Raw genomic sequence first — 19,016 nt, 5'->3', positions numbered from 1 at the left:
TCCGGGGGCATGTGGCGATCGTAGCTCAGTTGGTTAGAGCGCCGGTTTGTGGTACCGGAGGTCGCGGGTTCGAACCCCGTCGATCGCCCCATTTTCTCCCCCTTTTCAGCGCCGTCCATCACAGCTCTTTGGGGGCACGCAACGCATGACGGCATTCTGGACCGAAGCGGATTTCGACGACCATGAACTGGTTCAGGTGGTACGAGACGCAAAGAGCGGTCTGACCGCCATTATTGCGCTGCATTCGACCCATCTCGGGCCCGGTGCGGGCGGTACGCGCTTCTGGCACTATGCCGAGCCCTCCGACGCGATGCGCGATGCGCTGAGGCTGTCGCGCGGGATGAGCTACAAGAATGCCATGGCCGGCCTGCCGATGGGCGGCGGCAAGGCGGTGATTCTTGCAGACAAGGACAAGGCGAAGACGCCCGAAATGCTCGCCGCCTTCGCCGATGCGGTCGATGCACTGGGCGGTCGCTACGTGACGGCCGAGGACGTAGGGATCTCGGAAGCCGACATGGCTGCGGTGGCGCAGCGGACGCAATTCGTCTCGGGCCTGCCGGTCGAGGGCGAGGACGCTGCCGGTGGCGATCCGGGCCCGTTCACTGCGCTCGGCATCTTCCTCGGCATCAAGGCCGCGGTGCAGCACAAGCTGGGCAAGGACAGCGTCGCAGGCGTCCATGTCGCGCTGCAGGGCACGGGCAGCGTCGGTGGCGGCGTCGCTCGTCTGCTGGCCCGCGACGGCGCGAAGCTGACCCTTTCGGACATCCACATGGACCGGGCAGAGGCGCTCGCCGCCGAACTCGGCACGGATACCGCTGCGCCCGATACGATCATGTCGGTCGCCTGCGACGTCTTCAGCCCCAATGCGCTCGGTGCGATCCTCGACGACGAGGGCATTGCCCGGCTCGACTGCCAGATCGTGGCCGGTGGCGCGAACAACCAGTTGAAGCGCCCCGAACACGGGCCGATGCTGGCCAAGCGCGGAATACTCTACGCACCCGATTACGTGATCAACGCGGGCGGAATCATCTCGGTGACGCTCGAATATCTGTGCCGCAACGATCAGGCACCATGCGACATCAACGAGGTCCGCAAGCGGATCGCGCTGATCCCCGGCCGGCTCGAGCAGATCTGGCAGGAAAGCGACAAGACCGGCGCTTCGCCCGACCAGGTTGCCGATCGCATGGCGCAGGAACTCATCGGCCGCTAGAACTGCGCCCTTGCGACACCGGGAGAGCGCTGCCAAAGCGGGGCTGGACGGTATAAATCGATGCATGGCTTCGCCAATCCCAAGCGCTTCCTGTCGCTCGCAAACTGGCTGACACCGCTGCTGCTCGGCAGTGGGCTGCTGGTGAGCGCGGGCGCGCTGCTTTGGGGCCTGTTCCGCGTCGCCCCCGACCGCCTGATGGGCGAGACGGTCCGGATCCTCTTCCTTCATGTCCCGACCGCCTGGCTCGGCATGGGCGGGTGGAGCGCGATCGCCATTTCCAGCCTCGTCTTCCTCGTCTGGCGCCATCCGCTGGCGGCGCTGGCCGCGCGCGCAGCGGCGGTGCCCGGCTTTGTCTTCACCGTCATCTGCCTCGCCACCGGATCGATATGGGGGCGCCCGACCTGGGGAACCTGGTGGGTGTGGGACGGGCGACTGACCAGCATGCTGGTGCTCGCCTTCCTCTACCTCGCCTATATCGCGCTGGCGCAGGCCGCCGAACGCGAGGGCGTCTCGCCGCGTATTCCGGCGATCTTCGGCTTGCTGGGCGCGATCAACATCCCGATCATCAATCGCAGCGTGGTGTGGTGGAATTCACTCCACCAGCCGCCCAGCATCACCATGGGCAAGAGTGCGATCGACGCGCAGTTCCTCGTGCCGCTGATGGTGGCCGTGCTCGGCTTCTCGCTGTTGTTCGGCGGCGTCGTGCTGGCGCGCATGCGCGCGCTGCTCGCCGATATCCAGGCCGAGGCGCGCTTGCGGCGCCGCGCGATGGAGGCCGCGTGATGCGCGAAGCGCTCGACCAGTGGAATTTCGTCATCGCCGCCTATGCCGTGGGCATCGTCGGGACGCTCGGCATGGTCGCCTGGGCCTGGATCGACATGAAGCGGGCTGAAAGGCGTCGCGAGGAGAGCAGGCGCAAATGAACGCGTGGAAACCCAAGCACCAACGGCTCGTGCTCGTCGCACTGGCGCTGCTCGCGCTGGTCGGGGCGGGACTGCTCGCCGCCTATGCGTTGCGCAACCAGGCGAGCTATTTCTACCTGCCCGAGCAGATGCTTTCGGACCCGCCGGCTGTCGGACAGGCGGTGCGCCTCGGCGGCATGGTCGAGCAAGGCTCGCTCGAAACGGCACCGGACGGGGTGACGCTCACCTTCGCGGTGACCGGCAACGAGGGCTCGCGGGTGCCGGTGCGCTTCAGCGGGATCGCGCCCGACCTCTTCGTCGAGGGCTCGGGCGTGGTGGCGGAGGGGCGCCTCGGGCCCGACGGAACCTTCGTCGCGGATACGCTCCTCGCCAAGCATGACGAGAACTACGTCCCCCGCGAACTGCAGGAGATGGACGAGCACCAGGCCGCGAAGATGGCCGAGGAAACGACGGTCGGCATCGAATGATCGCCGAACTCGGTCTTGCTGCCCTGTGGCTCGCCGCCGCGCTCGCCGCGATGCAGATGGCTGCGGGTTTCATGACGCTGCGGGTGGAAGGCCCCACCGAGCTGGCGAAGCTGATCCGCCCGGCGGCAATGGTGCAGGGCGTGCTGGTGACGCTGTCCTTCGCCGCGCTGGTCTGGCTGTTCGCGGTGACCGATCTCTCGGTGAAGCTGGTCGCGGCCAATTCGCATTCGATGAAGCCGCTGATCTTCAAGATCGCGGGCGCCTGGGGCAATCACGAAGGCTCGATGCTGCTGTGGGTCATGGTCATGGGGCTCGCCGGAGCGCTGATAGCTGCGGCCGAGCGCCGCCTGCCCGAGAGGACGATGAACGCGACGCTCGCCGCGCAGGGTGTTGTCTCGCTCGGATTCTATGCCTTCCTCCTGCTGAGTTCGAATCCGTTCGAGCGCTTGCCCGTACCCGCGGCCGAAGGCATGGGCCTCAACCCGCTGCTGCAGGACATCGGCCTCGCCTTCCACCCGCCGACGCTCTATCTCGGCTATGTCGGCCTCTCGGTTGCCTTCAGCTTCGCGGTGGGTGCCCTCCTGACGCGGCAGGTGACCCCCGAATTCGCCCGCGCGATGCGGCCATGGGTGCTCGGCGCCTGGGTGCTGCTGACGGTGGGTATCACCGCGGGCAGCTATTGGGCCTATTACGAGCTCGGCTGGGGCGGCTGGTGGTTCTGGGACCCGGTCGAAAACGCCAGCCTCATGCCTTGGCTCGCCGCGACCGCGCTGCTCCATTCGGTCAGCGTGCTAGCCAGCCGTGACGCTCTGCGCACCTGGACGATCATGCTCGGCGTGGTAGCCTTCTCGATGAGCATGGTCGGTACCTTCCTCGTGCGTTCGGGCATCCTCACCAGCGTCCATGCCTTCGCCGTCGATCCCGAACGCGGGACCTTCATCCTCGGCCTGCTCAGCCTGTTCATCGGCGGTGCGCTGCTGCTCTTCGCGCTGCGTGCCAGCACGATCAGCGAGGGCGCGCGCTTCGCCATCGCCAGCCGCGAGGGCGCGCTGGTGTTCAACAACGTCATGCTCAGCGCGATCCTCGCGATCGTGTTGCTCGGCACGCTCTACCCGCTGCTGACCGAGGCTTTCGACGTGCGCGTGTCGGTCGGGCCGCCCTATTTCAACCCGGTGGGGGCGATATTCGCGGTACCCATGCTGCTGGTCATGGCAGTCGGCCCGCTGCTGCGCTGGCGGCAGGACCGGCCCGAGCGGATCGGCAAGGAGGCCGCGCTGTTCGCCGCGCTGGTGCTGGCGGCGCTGCTGCTGTTCGGCCTGCTGGTCGAGATCGCGCTGCTGCCACTGCTTGGCCTCGCACTCGGTTTCGGTCTCGCAATCGCCAGCCTGATGCCGCTGCGCGGGCGCAGGCTGGCGCGCACGCCGCTGGCCACCTGGGGGATGGTCGTCGCGCATTTCGGCATTGCGGTGGCGCTGCTGGGAATGGCGAGCGAGAGCGCCTTCTCGGTCGAGCGGCTGGCCGCTGTGGGCGAGGGTGACGGCACCACTGTCGGGCCGTGGACGGTCGTGCTGGAGGCGGTCGAACCCGTGGCCGGCCCCAACTGGACCGCGCTGCAGGGCCGCATGGCAGTGAGCTATGACGGCGGAACGCCGACCACCGTGGCCCCCCAGGCGCGCAATTTCTGGGCCCCGCCGCAACAGACCACAGAGAGCGCGCTCGTCACGCGCTGGAACGGCCAGCTCTATGCGGTGATCGGCGACCGCGCGCCCGATGGACGCTGGCAGCTGCGGCTGTGGTGGAAGCCCTTCGTCCCGCTGATCTGGCTGGGCGGCCTCCTCGTCGCGCTGGGTGGCGTGCTCGCGCTGCTCGGCCGGTTGCTGACCGACCTCAGGAATCGTCGGCTGGCCGCGCGCATCGCCGAACGGCGCGCCGAGCGCGAGGCGCTCGCATGAGCTGGCGCCTGTGGCTTCCCCTGCTGGCCTTCGCGGGCTTCCTCGGGCTCGCGGCCTATCAGCTGACGCAGCCCAAGGACGAGTTCGTCGAAAGCGGCATGATCGGACAGAGGCTGCCCTATTTCGATCTTCCGCCGGCGATCGAGAGTGTCGATGGCGCTGCGAGCGCGAATTTCGCCGACGGCAAGCCGCGCCTGCTCAACATCTGGGCGAGTTGGTGCCTGCCCTGCATCGCCGAGGCGCCGCAGCTCGAAAGCCTGAAGCGGCAGGGCGCGGAGATCGTTGGCATCGCGATTCGCGACCGGCCTCCCGACGTCGCGCGCTTCCTGGCTCAGAACGGCAATCCCTATGCTCGCATCGGGCGCGACGACCTCTCCGAAGTGCAACTCGGCATCGGGTCCTCGGGCGTGCCCGAAACCTTCGTCATCGATGGCAAGGGCGTGATCCGCTACCAGCATATCGGGGATATTCGCGCGGAGGACGTGCCGATGCTGCTCGAAAAGCTGGAGGAGGCCCGATGATCCGCGCTCTCATCGCCTCGCTGGTCCTGGCGCTCTCGCTCCCGCTAGCAGCCCAGCAGAACATGCCGCCCGCGCCCTATGCCTATCGCCAGCTCGATGATCCGGCGCAGGAAGCGAAGGCGCAGGAGCTGATGGAAACGCTGCGCTGCCTCAAGTGCCAGTCGCAGTCGATCGCCGACAGCGATGCGCCGATGGCAGGCGACATGCGGCACCAGGTCCGGCTCCGCATTGCCGCGGGCGAGGACCCCGAGGCGATCCGCGCCTGGCTGATGCAGCGCTATGGCGACTACGTCAGCTACAAGCCCGAGGTGAGCGCGACCACCTGGCCCCTCTTCGCAGTGCCGCTGCTGCTGGTGCTGGTAGCCGGCCTGTTGCTGCTGCGCCGCTTCCGGAGGCGCGGATGAGCTGGCTGCCTGTCCTCCTTCTGGCAGTGCTGGCCTTTGCGCTGGCCGTCGTCGTGCTCAAACTGCCGCGAACCCTGTGGACGCTGTTCGGATCCGCGCTGCTGTTCGGTCTCACCGGCTATGCCTTGCAGGGACACCCGGGCATGGCCGGGGCCCCGGCCGCTCCGGCGTCGCAGGACGATGCCGATACCGGCGAACTGCTCGTTTCGGCACGGCGCGAGTTCTATCCCTCCGGTGCGATGCCCTCGCGCTTCGTAGTCACGGCCGATGCGTTCACCCGGCGAGGACAGCACGAACAGGCGGCCAATTTCCTGCGCAATGCGGTCGAGGAAAACCCGAACGACAGCGAAGCCTGGCTGGCGCTGGGCAATGCGTTGGTCGAACATGCCGATGGCCAACTCACTGCCGCCGCGCTCTACGCTTATTCGCAGGCCGAGAAGATCGATCCGAGCAATCCTGCACCGACCTATTTCCTGGGCATGGCCTTCCTGCGCGCAGGCGAGCCGGGCAAGACGCTGGCCCTGTGGCGCGAACTGCTCAAGGAGGCGCCCGACGATGCGGAATGGCGGGCCACTCTGGCAACGCGACTCGAACGGCTGGAAGCGATCTTGGGGATCGCACCGTCACCATCGCCGGACGAGGATTAGGCGTCTGAACATGCGGCGTGTTGCGAGCGGGCGGGCATGCTGCTAATCGCCGCGACTTCGCCACACAGGCCTAGTGACACGATGCTGTCGGAACCCAATCCCGCATGACTGATACCCAACCCGCGCCGCCCCCGCTCAACGACGGCATTCCGCCGGCGGATTCGCATGGTGGCCACGGCAACAGCGGGTCGCGTACCGCACTTGCTGTCGGCGCCATCGGCATCGTTTTCGGCGATATCGGTACCAGCCCGCTCTACGCATTCCGCGAAACCTTCGCCGGGACCGCGAGCATCGCGATCGACAGGATGCACGTGCTGGGCGTGGTGAGCCTGATCTTCTGGTCGATGCTCATCGTGGTGGCGCTGCAATATGTCACCATCCTGATGCGGGCCGACAACAAGGGGCAGGGGGGCAGTCTCGCGCTGGTCGCGCTGCTCAGCCGCCACATAGGCCGTTCGAGCTATGGCTGGCTGGTGGTTCTTCTCGGGGTCTTCGCAACCTCGCTGTTCTACGGCGACAGCATGATCACGCCTGCCATCTCCGTGTTGTCGGCAGTCGAGGGCCTGACCGTGGTCAATCCGGGGCTGGATCCCCTGGTGATTCCGATTGCGCTGGTTCTGCTGATCTTCCTGTTCTTCATCCAGAGCCGCGGCACGGCCAAGGTCGGCGCGTTGTTTGCGCCGGTGATGATCGTCTATTTCGTCACCATCGCCGGGCTCGGGCTCAACCAGATCGCCCACAATCCCGACATCCTGTGGGCGCTCAACCCCTGGTACGCGGTCCAGTTCTTCATCACCGACGGGGCGATCGCCTTCTTCGCGCTCGGCGCGGTGGTCCTCGCGGTGACCGGTTCCGAAGCGCTCTATTCGGACATGGGCCATTTCGGACGCGGGCCGATGCGCCTGTCGTGGTTCGGCTTCGTCATGCCGTGCCTGTTGCTCAACTATTTCGGCCAGGGCGCGATGATCGCCGGCCTGCCGGCCGAACAGGCGGCCGAAGTGGTGCGCAATCCCTTCTTCCTGCTCGCTTCCGAGGAATTCCGCCTGCCGCTGGTCATCCTCGCGACGATGGCGACCTTCATCGCCAGCCAGGCGGTGATCTCGGGCGCGTTCAGCATCACCCACCAGGCGATGCAGTTGGGCTTCATGCCGCGCCTGACGATCAGCCACACCAGCGAAACCGAAGCCGGTCAGATTTACATTCCGGTGGTCAACTGGGCGTTGATGGTGGCGGTGATCCTGCTGGTGCTAACATTCCAGAATTCGTCGAGCCTCGCCGCCGCCTACGGCATCGCGGTGACCGGCGCGGTGACGATCGACACACTGCTGATGGGCGTGCTGTTCGTCGGCGTGTGGAAATGGAAGTGGTTCCTCGCGCTTCCGGTGGTGCTGTTCTTCCTGATCGTCGATGGTGCCTATTTTGCGGCCAATCTGGTCAAGGTGCCCGACGGTGGCTGGTTCCCGCTGCTGATCGGCCTGATCGCCTTCACCCTGCTGACGACCTGGGCGCGCGGGCGCAAGCTGATGCGCGACCGCATGAGCGAGACCGCGCTGCCGATCGAGATCTTCGCCAAGAGCGCCAAGAACTCGGCCACCCGCGTGCCGGGAACGGCGATCTTCATGGCCAGCCAGACCGCCGGCGTGCCCTCCGCCCTGCTGCACAACATCAAGCACAACAAGGTACTCCACGAACGCGTAGTGATCCTGACCGTGCTGATCGCCGATACGCCCTATGTCGATGGGGACAAGCGCTGCGAGATCCACGACCTCGGCGACGGCTTCTACCGTGCCGTGCTGCACTACGGTTTCATGGAGGAAACCAATGTACCGCTGGGACTCAAGCAGATGTCGCGCTGTGGCGGTGACTTCGACATGATGCACACCAGCTTCTTCCTCAGCCGCCAGACGCTGCTCGCGAGCGACAAGCCCGGCATGCCTATCTGGCGGGAGAAGATCTTCTCGTGGATGCTGCGCAACGCGGCCACCGCGATGGATTTCTTCCGGCTGCCGACCAATCGCGTCGTCGAGCTGGGGAGCCAGGTCGAGATTTAGGCTGACACTTCGGCTTCGACGTCGCTTACCTTTTGGACCTCGAGGTCGCGACGCATCTCGAATGTGCCGTCGATTTCGAGGATGCTCCATCTGCCTCGTATGAGATTGCCATCACCGGAAATCGTGCCGACATAGTCGACGGGATTGGCGTAGTCTGAATGCCCGCCGGGGCCATATGTTTTCGTAAAATCCACCCCGACACCGTTGCGCGCCCCGGCAATCCGAGCCTCCAGCATCCCGGCGGCAACGGTATTGGGCTCCATGATCGAACCAGACAGATGGCCAGAGTGATCGACTATCGTGGCGACAAAGGGGGTAACCGGGCCGAGGTGGTCCGGGTAGCTGTACTCCCCGTCCCAACGACCTGAAAGATCAGCTGCGTCCCCTTTCACTGGATCAAGCCGTGGGCGGCTCGTCCTTCACCACCTCGTCCTGATCATCGAGCGCGAGGCCGTGGCGAAGCAGCATGGGGATCTGGGTGAAGGTGAAGAGGAAGCTGAGCGGCATGAAGACCCAGAGCTTGGCCCAGAGCCAGTCCTCGAAGCCGAGCTGCGCGCGCATCACCTCGTTGAGCGCGGCCAGCGCGAAGAAGAACAGGCCCCAGTTGCGCGACAGCTTGAGCCAGCCCTCCCGATCGACTCCTTCGAAGGCCGCCTCGAGCAGGACCTGGAGCAGTGCCTTGCCGCGCAGCCAGCCGCCCAGCAGCAGGGTGCCGAACAGCAGGTATATCGCGGTGGGCTTGATCTGGATGAAACGCTCGTCCTGCAGCCAGATCGTCAGCCCGCCGAAGCCGACGATCAGCGCGGTCGAGAGGATCAGCATCGGGCTGACATGGCCGAACTTGATCTTGCTGAAGACCAGAGCCGCGACGGCCGCGATCATGAAGGCGATCGTGCCGTAGATCACCGCGGCGATCTCGCCGAAGGTCGAGGTCTCGGGCGGCTGGTAGAACTTGTAGACGCCGAGGAAGACCAGCAGCGGTCCGTAATCGACGAGGATGTTGAGCCAGCCGGACTTCGGCTTGGGCTTGGTTTCTGGTTCGCTCATCGCTCTCTCAATCAGTCATTGCGAGCGGCGCAGCCTCTCGGCAACCCATCTTCGGTTCTGTCGGCAAGCGCGGCGTGATGGATTGCCGCGTCGCCTTCGACTCCTCGCAATGACTGCGAGATGAAGCTCACGCCACCCCCGCGATCACGCGGGCCACGAGGTCGGGGTCGAAGGGGCGCAGGTCGTCGATCTTCTCGCCGACGCCGATCGCGTGGATCGGCAGGCCGTATTGCTCCGCCGCCTGCACCAGCACACCGCCGCGCGCCGTGCCGTCGAGCTTGGTCATCACGAGCCCGGTAACGCCGGCGACTTCCTTGAACACGTCGATCTGCGCGAGGGCGTTCTGGCCGTTGGTGGCATCGAGCACCAGCACGACGTCGTGCGGCGCTTCGGGATTGAGACGGCCGAGGACCTTCCGGATCTTGGCCAGCTCGTCCATCAGCTCGCGCTTGTTCTGCAGGCGCCCGGCGGTGTCGACGATCAGCACGTCGGTGCCCACCTCGGTCGCCTGCTTGACCGCGTCGAAGACGATGCTCGCCGGGTCGCCCCCCTCGGGGCCACGCACGAGCGGTACGCCCACGCGGTCGGCCCAGGTCTGCAGTTGGCCGATCGCCGCGGCGCGAAAGGTGTCGCCCGCGGCGAGCATCACCGCGTAGTCGTCTTCCTGGAAGAGATGCGCGAGCTTGGCGATGGTGGTGGTCTTGCCGCTGCCGTTGACCCCGATGACCAGTAGCACCTGCGGTCGCGGGAAAGCCGTGATTTCGAGCGGCCTGGCCACCGGGCGGAGGATCGCGGCGATCTCATCGGCCACGGCTTCCTTGAGTTCGCGTTCGGTGATCTCGAGCCCGAAGCGCTTGTCGCGCAGCTTCTCGCGGATCCGCGCGGCGGCACGCGGCCCGAGGTCCGACAGGATCAGCGCGTCCTCGACATCGTCGAGCGTCGCATCGTCGAGCTTCGCGGTGCCGACCACCTCGGTGAGATTGCTCGTCAGTTTCTCGGAGGTCTTGCGAAACCCTCCGAACAGCCGGTCGGTCCAGCTTTGCTTGTCACTCATTGCAGAAGGCCATTCTCGAATGCGGTCGGCGTCAGGGAGACGATGGTGCCTGCCGGTGTCCCCTCGGGCACGGCGACGCGGGCGAAGTGCGGCGTGTAGCCCGTCCCGTCGCGTTCGGCGAGGACGCTGTGCGGCTTATCGACCAGCGACGCCAGCCACTCGTCGCGCGTCGCGCCGACGACCGCGCGCAATTCGGCGGCACGGCGCTTGACCGTTTCGCGCGCAACCTGCGGCATCCGAGCGGCGGGCGTGCCGGGGCGGGGCGAATAGGGGAAGATATGGCCGTGGACGATGTTGAGCTCGCGGATGATCGCAAGGTTGGCCGCGTGATGCTCCGCGGTTTCGGTAGGGAAGCCGGCGATCAGGTCCGCTCCCACAGCTAGATCGGGGCGACGATCCGCGAGACGCGTTACGAGGTCTACCGCATCGCGGCGAAGGTGCCGCCGCTTCATGCGCTTCAGGATGAGGTCGTGGCCGTGCTGTAACGAGAGATGGAGATGCGGCATAAGCCGCTGTTCGTGCGCGAAGAGTTCGAACAGCAGCGGGTCGATCTCGATTCCGTCGAGCGAGGACATACGGAGGCGCTGCAGCTGGGGAAAGGTCTGGAGCACGGCGTGCACCAGTTCGCCCAGCGGCGGCGTATCCGGTAAATCGTGACCCCATGAGGTCACATCTACGCCCGTCATGACCACTTCGGGCGCTCCGTGGTCGAGATGGCATTCGACCTCGGCCAATACCTCGGCCACGGTCAGCGACCTGCTGCGTCCGCGGCCCTGCGGGATGACGCAGAAGGTGCAGGCATGGTCGCAGCCGTTCTGCACCGCGATGAACGCCCGGGTGCGGTTTTGCGGTGCGGGAGCGGCCGCAGGCACGTTCCAGGCGCGCGCGTCCAACTTGGCGGTATTGGCTACGAGGCCGTCGACCTCGGGCATGGCGGCGAGCTGGTCGCGCTCGATATCGGCGGCGCAGCCGGTCACGAGCAGCCGCGCATCGGGATGGGCCCGGCGTGCGCGGCGAATCGCCTGACGCGTCTGGCGCACCGCCTCGCCGGTTACCGCGCAGCTGTTGACCACCACGAGGTCGCGCTCCTGCGTCAGCATGGCGCGGATTTGCTCGCTCTCGGAAATATTGAGCCGGCAGCCGAGCGAGATGACCTGGGCCTCGCTCACGCGAAATCGCTCCAGTCGAAGCTGCCGCGAAAGGCCTCGGTTGCGGGGCCGGTCATGGCGATACGATTGTCTTCGCCCCAGCCGATGACGAGGTCGCCGCCGGGGAGGGTCACGCGTACCTCGCGTTCGACCAGTCCGCGGCGCATGGCATGGACGGCGGTGGCGCAGGCTCCGGTTCCGCAGGCGCGTGTCAGACCTGCGCCGCGCTCCCAGACGCGCAGGCGGATATGCGTGCGGCTCTCGATCGTGGCGACATTCACGTTCACCCGCTCGGGAAAGAGCGGGTCGTTCTCGATCTCCGGTCCGATCGTGTCGAGCGGTACGGTATCGGTGTCCGCGACGAAGAAGATAACATGCGGGTTGCCGACATTGACCGCGCCCGGATGGTCGAGTCCGTCCCAGCCGACCGGCATGACGGCGGTGTCCATGCCGTAGGCGAGGGGGATCGCGTCCCACTCGAACCGCGGCTCTCCCATGTCGACGCTGGCACCGTCGCCCGCAGGTTCGACGCGGATCGTGCCGCCCGCGGTCTCGACGCTTGCGGCCGAGCCATGCAGGAGAGCGACGGCGCGGCTGGCATTGCCGCAGGCGCCCACTTCGCCACCGTCGTGATTGAATATCCGCATGCGGAAGTCGGCCGTATCGCTGGGTTCGAGGACGATCAGCTGGTCGCAGCCGATCCCGGTGCGCCGGTCGGCCAGAGCCCGGGCAATGGCCGGATCGATGAGGGGCAATGCGCGCGTGCGCGCGTCGAGCACGACGAAGTCGTTGCCCAATCCATGCATCTTGGTGAAATCGACGCGCATTGCGCCGCCGCATCTATGCACTCGTCGGCGCAGCGTCCAGTGCTGTATCAGCCCGCGCGTTTGCCCCCGCCGTGGCGATTGTCATGCGCGGTGAAGTCGACCTCGGTGACATTATCGAGCTTGTCCTTGGCCAGCAGGTTCTGGCGAGCCAGCCGTTCGAGCACGAGCTCGGCGGGTTCGGGGCGGCCATAGTGATACCCCTGGCCCTTCATCTTGCCCATCCGCTTGAGCGTTTCGAGCACGAGCTCGTTCTCGATGCCTTCGGCGGTAACCGGCAGGTTCAGACCATCGCTCATCGTGAGGATCGCATCGACGAGTTTCGCACCGTGCTCTTCCTGCTTGAGTTCGGCGATGAAGGCGCGGTCGATCTTCAGCCGGTCGAAGGGCAGGCTGCGCAGTTGCGACAGGCTCGAATAGCCGGTCCCGAAATCGTCGAGGCTGACCCGCACCCCCTGGTTGCGCAGGCTGCTGATCATCGTGCGGACCATGCCGACGTTTTCGTGAAGGCAGCTTTCGGTGATCTCGATGTCGAGCCGGTTGGCCGGAAAGTTGTGGCGCACCAGCAGCTTGAGCAGTTTCTGGGCGAACCACGGGTCGCGCATCTGGATCGGAGAGATGTTGACCGAGAGGCTGAGATCCGAATCCCATTGCTTGGCATCCTCGAAAGCCTGGGCAATCAGGGCTTCGCTCATTTCGCTGATGACGCCGATCTCTTCGGCAATGGGGATGAAGATATCCGGGCCGACCACGCCCATTTCGGGCGATTCCCAGCGGGCAAGCATTTCGAAGCCGACCAGGTCGCCGGTTTCGATGTCGATCTGCTGTTCGTAATAGGGGCGGAACTCGCCGGCCGCGATGCCGCGACGGATGCCCGCCTCGAGCTCGTTGCGGAAGCGCAGTTCGTTTTCCATCTGCGGCTCGAACCAGTAGAAGCGGTTCTTGCCCTGCTTCTTGGCGTGATACATGGCGATATCCGCCTTGTGCATCAGCTTTTGTGCCGAGGCCGTGCCATCGCGCATGTCGTCCATCTGCGTGCTCGACGCGATGCCGATCGACATGGTCACATCGACCGGCGCCTCGGCATACTCGACCGGACGCGCGACGTGCTCGATCATCCGCGCGGCGAGTTGGTCGACACGGTCGGGGACCTGCGGGTGATAAGGCACCACGCAGACGAATTCGTCGCCGCCCAGGCGCGCGAGGATTCCTCCGTCGGGCAGCAGGCGCTGGATGCGTGCGGAAGTGACTCGCAGCACCTCGTCGCCGGCCTGGTGGCCATGCAAATCGTTGACCTGCTTGAAATTATCCAGGTCGACGGCGATCGCCGCCAGCGCCTGTTCGCGGCGCTCGAGATCGACCAGCAAATCGCCCAGCGCGGCGGTGAAGCTGCGGCGGTTGTGGCAACCGGTGAGGTGGTCGATATCGGCCAGGCGGCGCGCTTCGGCTTCCGATGCACGACGCTTGACGAGTTCCTCGGTCAGCGCCTTGTATCGGTGCCAGCCGAGCAGGATCAGCGCGATGTTGAGAAGCAGGGCATTGGTGAGCGCGGCATCGGGCGAGGCGCCCTCGCCGTTCCATGCCTTGAGCAGGTTGGGCAAGACCACACCCGCCGTGCCGACGAACAGGATGATCGCGGCAAAGGCGATCCCCAGCGTGGTTATATCGCGCTCGCGCGCCCCGACCTTCCGGCTCGGGCGATCGCTTCGGCGTCGGTGGGTCTTGGCACTATTCGCGGTCAATCCCGCCCCCTGGGTTGCTCTTTGCGCATCCGGCTTAGTCCGTGACGCCTAAAAACAGGTTAACCGCGGGTCCCTTGGGGTGGTCACTGCACCGGCTAGCGGCTAGGCGCGCATCATCCTGGGCTGCTTGACGGAGAAAGGTCCCCGATGCGTTACTGGCTGATGAAATCCGAACCCTTCAAATACAGCTGGGACGATCTCGTCGCCGAAGGCGAGGGTACCTGGGATGGCGTGCGCAACCACCGCGCGAAGAACAATCTCGCTGCGATGGAGGTGGGTGACCAGGCCTTCTTCTATCATTCGCGCGAGGGGCTGGAGATCGTCGGCATCTGCGAGGTGAGTGTGGCGGGGATCACCGACCCGACCGATCCCGAGGGCAAGTGGGCGGCAGTCAAGGTCAAGCCGAGGACGAAGGTGCCGCATCCGGTCACGCTGAAGCAGATCAAGGCCGAACCCAAGCTGGCCGATTGCGAACTGGTCAAGCTGTCCCGCCTGTCGGTGGCCGAGATCACGCCCGACGAGTGGTCGGTGATCTGCTCGATGGCGGGTATCTGACCTTCGTCGCAAGCCGCCCTCGCTTGATCGCTATCATCGGAACACAATCGCGCAACGGTCGGTTATATCCCTGTAACCACGCAATAATCTGCGTGTTCAAGAAGAGGAGACATCCCATGGGCGAACTTAGCGAAAAGATCAAAGGCAATGCCAACGAAGCGGCCGGCAACACCAAGCAGGCGGTTGGCGACATGACCGACAACGAGCGTCTCGAACGCGATGGCGAGCGTCAGGAGCGCAAGGGCGAAGCCCAGCAGCTCAAGGGCGAAATCGAAGGTGCGCTCGGCAACGACGTCTGACGCAAGCCAGGCGCTGTCACAGCGACGAAGGGCCGTCTCTCCCGTGAGAGGCGGCCTTTTCGTATGCGCTGCTATCGGTCGCGTAGCCCGCTGACGCTGGCACCGCTCGCGGCGAGCTGCTCGATATCGATGGTACAGTGGATCAGGCGCAGGCCGCTGCGTCCCTGCGCTTCTACCAGCGCTTCCTCGAATTGCTCGTTGGTTGCTGCCCGCGCCGACCACCCGCCGAAAGCCGCAGCCAGCGCGGCGAAATCGGGGTTCACCAGGCGGGTCGCGCTGATCCGCTCCTCGCCCGGGAATTCGCGTTCCTGATGCATGCGGATCGTGCCGTAGGCGGAATTGTCGACGACGATCACGATCAGATTGGCACCGTGCTGGACTGCGGTCGCCAGTTCCTGCCCGTTCATCAGGAAGTCGCCGTCGCCGGCCACCGCGACCACCACGCGTTCCGGGTGGCGCAGAGCCGCCGCGACCGCCGCGGGAACGCCATAGCCCATCCCGCCGCAGGTAGGGGCGAGCTGAGTAGGATGACCCTCGTAGCGCCAGTAACGATGCCACCAGCCGGAAAAATTGCCCGCGCCGTTGCAGATGATCGTGTCGCCGGGCAGCGTGTCTCGCATGAACTGCACGGCTTGTCCCATGTCGAGCGCGTGACCGTTGGGATGCGCCGTGGCCCAGCTCTCCCATTCGGCATGCGCCTCGTGACCCGCATCGAAATCGAGGACCTCGTCATCGTCCCACAGTGCGGCGCTCTCGGCGAACTCGTCCATGCTCGCGCAGATCGCGAGATCGGCGGGATAGACGCGATTGAGTTCGTCGGGGTCGGGATGGACGTGGATCAGCTTGCGGTCGGGCGCAGTCAGGGGCGGGACGGTGTAGCCATCGGTGGTCGCTTCCCCCAGCCTTGCGCCCACCGCCAGGATCAGGTCCGCCTGCTTGACCCGCTCGACCAGCTTGGGATTGGGGCCGTAGCCGAGGTTCCCGGCGTAAACCTTGCTTGAACTCGAGATCGCATCCTGCCGTCGGAAGGCGGTCGCGACGGGTAGGCCGAGCCGTTCGGCGAAGAGCTGGAAATGTGCGCGGGCCTTGGCATTCCAGCCAGCGCCGCCAATGATCGCGATCGGTGCGGCGGCGTCGGCGATCAGTGCCATCATCGCCTGCATCGCGTCGGGGCAGGGCGCCTGTGCGGGCCGTTCGACGCGCGGGCGCGGGGTGGCGGCAGTCTCGCGGCTGAGCATGTCTTCGGGCAGGGCGAGCACGACCGGTCCCGGGCGGCCAGAAATCGCGGTGGCATAGGCGCGGGCGACATATTCCGGGATGCGGTCGGCCGAATCGATCCGCGCGGCCCATTTGGCGATCGGTGTGAAGAAGGCGGCGAAATCGACTTCCTGGAAGCCTTCGCGGTCGCGCATCTCGCTGTCGACGTCGCCGACGAAGAGGATCATCGGCTGCGAATCCTGCATCGCGACATGCACGCCGATGCTCGCATTGGTGGCGCCGGGCCCGCGCGTGACGAAAGCCACGCCCGGCCGGCCGGTCATCGTCCCGTCGGCACCGGCCATGAAGCCGACGCCGCCTTCCTGCCGGCAGGTGACCACCTCGATCGCGTCCTGCTGGGCGAGCCCGTCGAGCACTTGCAGAAAGCTTTCGCCGGGAACTGTGAAGATGCGGTCGCAGCCCTGTTCGATCAGGCAGTCGATGAGGAGCTGGGCGGCTTGGGGCGTGTCGGGCGCTGTCATGAGCCGCGGTTAGCCCGGCTGATCGGGTGGTGCAATCGCGCTGATCCGTCCCAATCGGGGACAGGTTCTTTGGGTGAGGATAGCCAAAGGTTAAAAAAGCGTTAACGTGAGGGCATGAGACGCGCCCTGGTCCTGACCGACGAATCCGCCCGCCACTGGTTTCGCGCCAGCCTGCCCCAGCGCCGCAGTGCTTTCGCGGATATTCCTGCGACCAGGGCGATCGACTGGCCTGCGGGCGCCGCGTTCGACTGGCGCCTGACCACCGCGGATGTGCGCGGCGTGGCGACGACCTATTTCGCGACGCTGGCGGCGGTTCTGGCCTTCATCATCTAGCAGTCACGCCCCGGCGGCTGCGGCGAGGTCCGCAGCGGCGTTTTCCGCGGCGATCAGTCGGCGCGCGAGCCAGGCCGAGACCAGGCACATGGCGGCGCAGAGCAGCAGCTGCTCGGTGATCGGGACGCCTGCCGCGCTCAGCGCCATCGCGGCCAGCGATCCGCCGACCATGGCCCCCGAATTGACGATATTGTTCGCCGCGATCGTGCGCGAGGCCTTGTCCGGAGAGACCCGCGTGGTGAGGAAGGCGTAGAGCGGCACCACGAACATGCCGCCCGATATCGAGATGCCCAGCAGGCACAGCAGCAACACCGCCGCCATCGGCCAGGCGATGAACTCGCTGACGCTCAGCAGGCTGGTCGGCTGGTCCGCCTCCCACATCTTGGCGACGACGTAGAAGGCGAACACGAACAGCCCCATGACGATCACCGAGATCGGCGAATAGCGCGCCGAAACGCGCCCCTTGAGCAGCGCGTTGACCGCAACGGAGCCGATCGCCACCCCGACCGAGAAGACCACGAGGAACAGGCTCGCCACCTCGGGGCTGGCCATGATCGTGTTCTTCGCCAGCGGGGGGAACTGGATGAACAGCACCGCGCCGATGGTCCAGAAGAAGCTGATCGCGAGGATGGCGTAATAGACCTCCGCATTTTGCATCGTGTCGCGCACCAGCTTCACCGAGGCGCGGAGGATATGCCAGTCGAGCTTTTCCGGCTCGCCCAGCGGCGGGGCGGGCGGCACCTGGCGGCTGACGAGATAGCCGATACAGGCGGTCACCAGGATCCCCACCGTGGCCCATCCGGTATGCTCGACCGCCAGCGGCCCGGCGAGGATCGTGCCCGCGAGGATGGCGATATAGGTGCCGGCCTCGACCCAGCCGGTGCCGGCGAGCACCTCGTCCTTTTCGAGGTGCTGCGGCAGGATCGCGTATTTGATCGGCCCGAAGAAGGTCGAATGCACCCCCATCGCAAAGAGCGCGACGAGCAGCAGCGGGATCGCGAAGCCGTGCACCCCGATCCCCTTCCACGCCAGTGTCAGCCCGACCGCGCCGATGGCCATGATGCCGATCTCGCACAGCTTGATGATGCGGATGATCTTCGCCTTGTCGCGCATGTCGGCGAGCTGGCCCGCCAGCGCGGAGAGGATGAAGAAGGGCAGGATGAACAGGCCCGAGGCGAGGCCGCTGAACGCCGCCTCCGTGCTCTCGTCGTTATAGACCGCGTAGACCACGAACAGGACCATCGTGGTCTTGTAGAGATTGTCGTTGAACGCGTTGAACAGCTGCGTGACGAACAGCGGCAAGAACCGCCTCGTGCGCAGCAAGTGCATCGATGTAAGCATGACCCCCCGGGCAGAAACCCATTCTCGTGTCCGAGTCTAGTGCCATCGCCATGGCGGACAAGGGCAATCGACGGCTTTTGCGACGGGGCGATTGCCGCTAGGCATGCGGCCAGCATGCTGACCCTGCCCAACACCCTCACGCTGTCGCGCATTTTCGCGATCCCGCTGCTGGCCTATTTCCTGTGGTGGCCGGGCTGGGATGCGGGCTACCTGCTCGCCTTCGTGCTCTACTGCCTGATGGGCATTACCGACTATTTCGACGGCTATCTCGCGCGATCGAGCGGGACGGTGTCGAAGCTCGGCATCTTCCTCGACCCGATCGCCGACAAGATCATGGTCGCCGCGGTGATCCTGGTGCTCGCGGCGCAGGGCGTGCTGACCGGCCCCTATGTCGGCGATGCCCATGTCATCGCCGGGCTGATCATCCTGATGCGCGAGATCGCCGTTTCGGGCCTGCGCGAATTCCTCGGCCCGCTGCAGGTCTCGGTCCCGGTGTCCAAGCTCGCCAAGTGGAAGACGACCTTCCAGATGGTCGCGCTGGGCTCGCTCATCCTGGGCGAGGGGATGCCGCAATGGACCACCCTATTCGGCGCGATCGAGGCCAATGTCCCGCACACCGTGGGCCTCACCACGCTCTGGGCCGCGGCGGTGCTGACGGCGATCACCGGCTGGGACTACCTGCGCGTCGGCCTCAAGCACATGGATTAGGATTCGCCCTCGGCCAGTCTGTAGACATGGACCGGGTGTTACACCGTTCAG

Annotated in this window: 21 protein-coding genes and 1 tRNA gene; 14 read left to right on the top strand and 8 right to left on the bottom strand. The window is 65.8% G+C overall.

What is annotated here, in order from left to right:
• Positions 1 to 14: 14 nt before the first annotated feature.
• The 10 genes from ACN4E0_RS06785 (at position 15) to ACN4E0_RS06740 (ending at position 8,175) form a co-directional block, all read left to right on the top strand.
• Positions 15 to 91: transfer RNA gene (locus ACN4E0_RS06785), tRNA-His, on the top strand.
• 54 nt (positions 92 to 145) lie between these two features.
• Entirely contained in the window at positions 146 to 1,210 is a 1,065-nt protein-coding gene (locus tag ACN4E0_RS06780; protein ID WP_419566756.1) for a Leu/Phe/Val dehydrogenase, read from the top strand.
• A 60-nt stretch (positions 1,211 to 1,270) separates the two neighbouring features.
• A complete protein-coding gene (gene ccmC / locus ACN4E0_RS06775) occupies positions 1,271 to 1,993 on the top strand; it encodes a heme ABC transporter permease CcmC (protein WP_419566755.1) in 723 nt (240 codons plus the stop codon).
• On the top strand, positions 1,993 to 2,133 hold the full coding sequence (locus ACN4E0_RS06770) for a hypothetical protein (protein ID WP_419566754.1): 141 nt from the start codon (positions 1,993 to 1,995) through the stop codon (positions 2,131 to 2,133). The genes ccmC and ACN4E0_RS06770 overlap by 1 nt, the downstream gene beginning before the upstream one ends.
• Positions 2,130 to 2,600: a cytochrome c maturation protein CcmE gene (gene ccmE / locus ACN4E0_RS06765; RefSeq protein WP_419566753.1), complete on the top strand. Its 471-nt coding sequence runs from the start codon at positions 2,130 to 2,132 to the stop codon at positions 2,598 to 2,600. Before ACN4E0_RS06770 ends, ccmE begins: the two co-directional genes overlap by 4 nt.
• Positions 2,597 to 4,552, top strand: a complete 1,956-nt coding sequence (locus ACN4E0_RS06760; RefSeq protein ID WP_419566752.1) for a heme lyase CcmF/NrfE family subunit — start codon at positions 2,597 to 2,599, stop codon at positions 4,550 to 4,552. Before ccmE ends, ACN4E0_RS06760 begins: the two co-directional genes overlap by 4 nt.
• Complete coding sequence (locus ACN4E0_RS06755; RefSeq protein ID WP_419566751.1) at positions 4,549 to 5,073, top strand: redoxin family protein; 525 nt, start codon at positions 4,549 to 4,551, stop codon at positions 5,071 to 5,073. The genes ACN4E0_RS06760 and ACN4E0_RS06755 overlap by 4 nt, the downstream gene beginning before the upstream one ends.
• A complete protein-coding gene (locus tag ACN4E0_RS06750) occupies positions 5,070 to 5,477 on the top strand; it encodes a cytochrome c-type biogenesis protein (protein ID WP_419566750.1) in 408 nt (135 codons plus the stop codon). The genes ACN4E0_RS06755 and ACN4E0_RS06750 overlap by 4 nt, the downstream gene beginning before the upstream one ends.
• On the top strand, positions 5,474 to 6,124 hold the full coding sequence (locus ACN4E0_RS06745; protein WP_419566749.1) for a tetratricopeptide repeat protein: 651 nt from the start codon (positions 5,474 to 5,476) through the stop codon (positions 6,122 to 6,124). The genes ACN4E0_RS06750 and ACN4E0_RS06745 overlap by 4 nt, the downstream gene beginning before the upstream one ends.
• 104 nt (positions 6,125 to 6,228) lie before the next feature.
• Positions 6,229 to 8,175, top strand: a complete 1,947-nt coding sequence (locus ACN4E0_RS06740; protein ID WP_419566748.1) for a potassium transporter Kup — start codon at positions 6,229 to 6,231, stop codon at positions 8,173 to 8,175.
• Here the strand turns inward: ACN4E0_RS06740 and ACN4E0_RS06735 are convergent.
• The 6 genes from ACN4E0_RS06735 to ACN4E0_RS06710 all read right to left on the bottom strand — a co-directional run bounded on the left by ACN4E0_RS06735 (position 8,172) and on the right by ACN4E0_RS06710 (position 13,990).
• Complete coding sequence (locus ACN4E0_RS06735; protein ID WP_419566747.1) at positions 8,172 to 8,438, bottom strand: hypothetical protein; 267 nt, start codon at positions 8,436 to 8,438, stop codon at positions 8,172 to 8,174. The two genes, ACN4E0_RS06740 and ACN4E0_RS06735, sit on opposite strands and share 4 nt — an antisense overlap.
• Positions 8,439 to 8,571: 133 nt before the next feature.
• Positions 8,572 to 9,222 carry an inner membrane-spanning protein YciB gene (locus ACN4E0_RS06730; protein WP_419566746.1) on the bottom strand — a complete coding sequence of 217 codons (651 nt, stop codon included), beginning with the start codon at positions 9,220 to 9,222 and terminating at the stop codon, positions 8,572 to 8,574.
• 127 nt (positions 9,223 to 9,349) lie between these two features.
• Entirely contained in the window at positions 9,350 to 10,276 is a 927-nt protein-coding gene (gene ftsY, locus ACN4E0_RS06725; RefSeq protein WP_419566745.1) for a signal recognition particle-docking protein FtsY, read from the bottom strand.
• On the bottom strand, positions 10,273 to 11,445 hold the full coding sequence (locus ACN4E0_RS06720; protein ID WP_419566744.1) for a MiaB/RimO family radical SAM methylthiotransferase: 1,173 nt from the start codon (positions 11,443 to 11,445) through the stop codon (positions 10,273 to 10,275). The genes ftsY and ACN4E0_RS06720 overlap by 4 nt, the downstream gene beginning before the upstream one ends.
• The gene (gene dapF / locus ACN4E0_RS06715; protein WP_419566743.1) at positions 11,442 to 12,251 is read right to left on the bottom strand and encodes a diaminopimelate epimerase; all 810 of its coding nucleotides are present in this window, start codon (positions 12,249 to 12,251) and stop codon (positions 11,442 to 11,444) included. Before dapF ends, ACN4E0_RS06720 begins: the two co-directional genes overlap by 4 nt.
• A 47-nt stretch (positions 12,252 to 12,298) precedes the next feature.
• Positions 12,299 to 13,990: a putative bifunctional diguanylate cyclase/phosphodiesterase gene (locus ACN4E0_RS06710; protein ID WP_419566742.1), complete on the bottom strand. Its 1,692-nt coding sequence runs from the start codon at positions 13,988 to 13,990 to the stop codon at positions 12,299 to 12,301.
• Between the two features lie 147 nt (positions 13,991 to 14,137).
• Here ACN4E0_RS06710 and ACN4E0_RS06705 point away from each other — a divergent pair, with 147 nt between their 5' ends.
• Both ACN4E0_RS06705 and ACN4E0_RS06700 read left to right on the top strand, forming a co-directional pair.
• The gene (locus ACN4E0_RS06705; RefSeq protein WP_419566741.1) at positions 14,138 to 14,545 is read left to right on the top strand and encodes an EVE domain-containing protein; all 408 of its coding nucleotides are present in this window, start codon (positions 14,138 to 14,140) and stop codon (positions 14,543 to 14,545) included.
• Positions 14,546 to 14,661: 116 nt separating this feature from the next.
• Complete coding sequence (locus ACN4E0_RS06700; protein ID WP_419566740.1) at positions 14,662 to 14,844, top strand: CsbD family protein; 183 nt, start codon at positions 14,662 to 14,664, stop codon at positions 14,842 to 14,844.
• Positions 14,845 to 14,915: 71 nt separating this feature from the next.
• On the opposite strand, the gene ACN4E0_RS06695 is transcribed toward ACN4E0_RS06700, so the two are convergent.
• Positions 14,916 to 16,583, bottom strand: coding sequence for a thiamine pyrophosphate-dependent enzyme (locus ACN4E0_RS06695; protein ID WP_419566739.1), 1,668 nt, complete (start codon positions 16,581 to 16,583; stop codon positions 14,916 to 14,918).
• Between the two features lie 114 nt (positions 16,584 to 16,697).
• Between ACN4E0_RS06695 and ACN4E0_RS06690 the strand changes: the two genes are divergently transcribed.
• Positions 16,698 to 16,916 carry a hypothetical protein gene (locus ACN4E0_RS06690; protein WP_419566738.1) on the top strand — a complete coding sequence of 73 codons (219 nt, stop codon included), beginning with the start codon at positions 16,698 to 16,700 and terminating at the stop codon, positions 16,914 to 16,916.
• 3 nt (positions 16,917 to 16,919) lie between these two features.
• On the opposite strand, the gene ACN4E0_RS06685 is transcribed toward ACN4E0_RS06690, so the two are convergent.
• Positions 16,920 to 18,257, bottom strand: a complete 1,338-nt coding sequence (locus tag ACN4E0_RS06685; RefSeq protein ID WP_419566737.1) for an MFS transporter — start codon at positions 18,255 to 18,257, stop codon at positions 16,920 to 16,922.
• 114 nt (positions 18,258 to 18,371) lie between these two features.
• Here ACN4E0_RS06685 and pgsA point away from each other — a divergent pair, with 114 nt between their 5' ends.
• Positions 18,372 to 18,965 carry a CDP-diacylglycerol--glycerol-3-phosphate 3-phosphatidyltransferase gene (gene pgsA, locus ACN4E0_RS06680; RefSeq protein ID WP_419566736.1) on the top strand — a complete coding sequence of 198 codons (594 nt, stop codon included), beginning with the start codon at positions 18,372 to 18,374 and terminating at the stop codon, positions 18,963 to 18,965.
• Positions 18,966 to 19,016: the final 51 nt, after the last annotated feature.

It is taken from the genome of Qipengyuania sp. (genome assembly GCF_048550555.1).
Classification (GTDB): domain Bacteria; phylum Pseudomonadota; class Alphaproteobacteria; order Sphingomonadales; family Sphingomonadaceae; genus Qipengyuania.
Note: the sequence above shows the minus strand (reverse complement) of the source record. Positions and strands in the feature narration are given on the sequence as shown.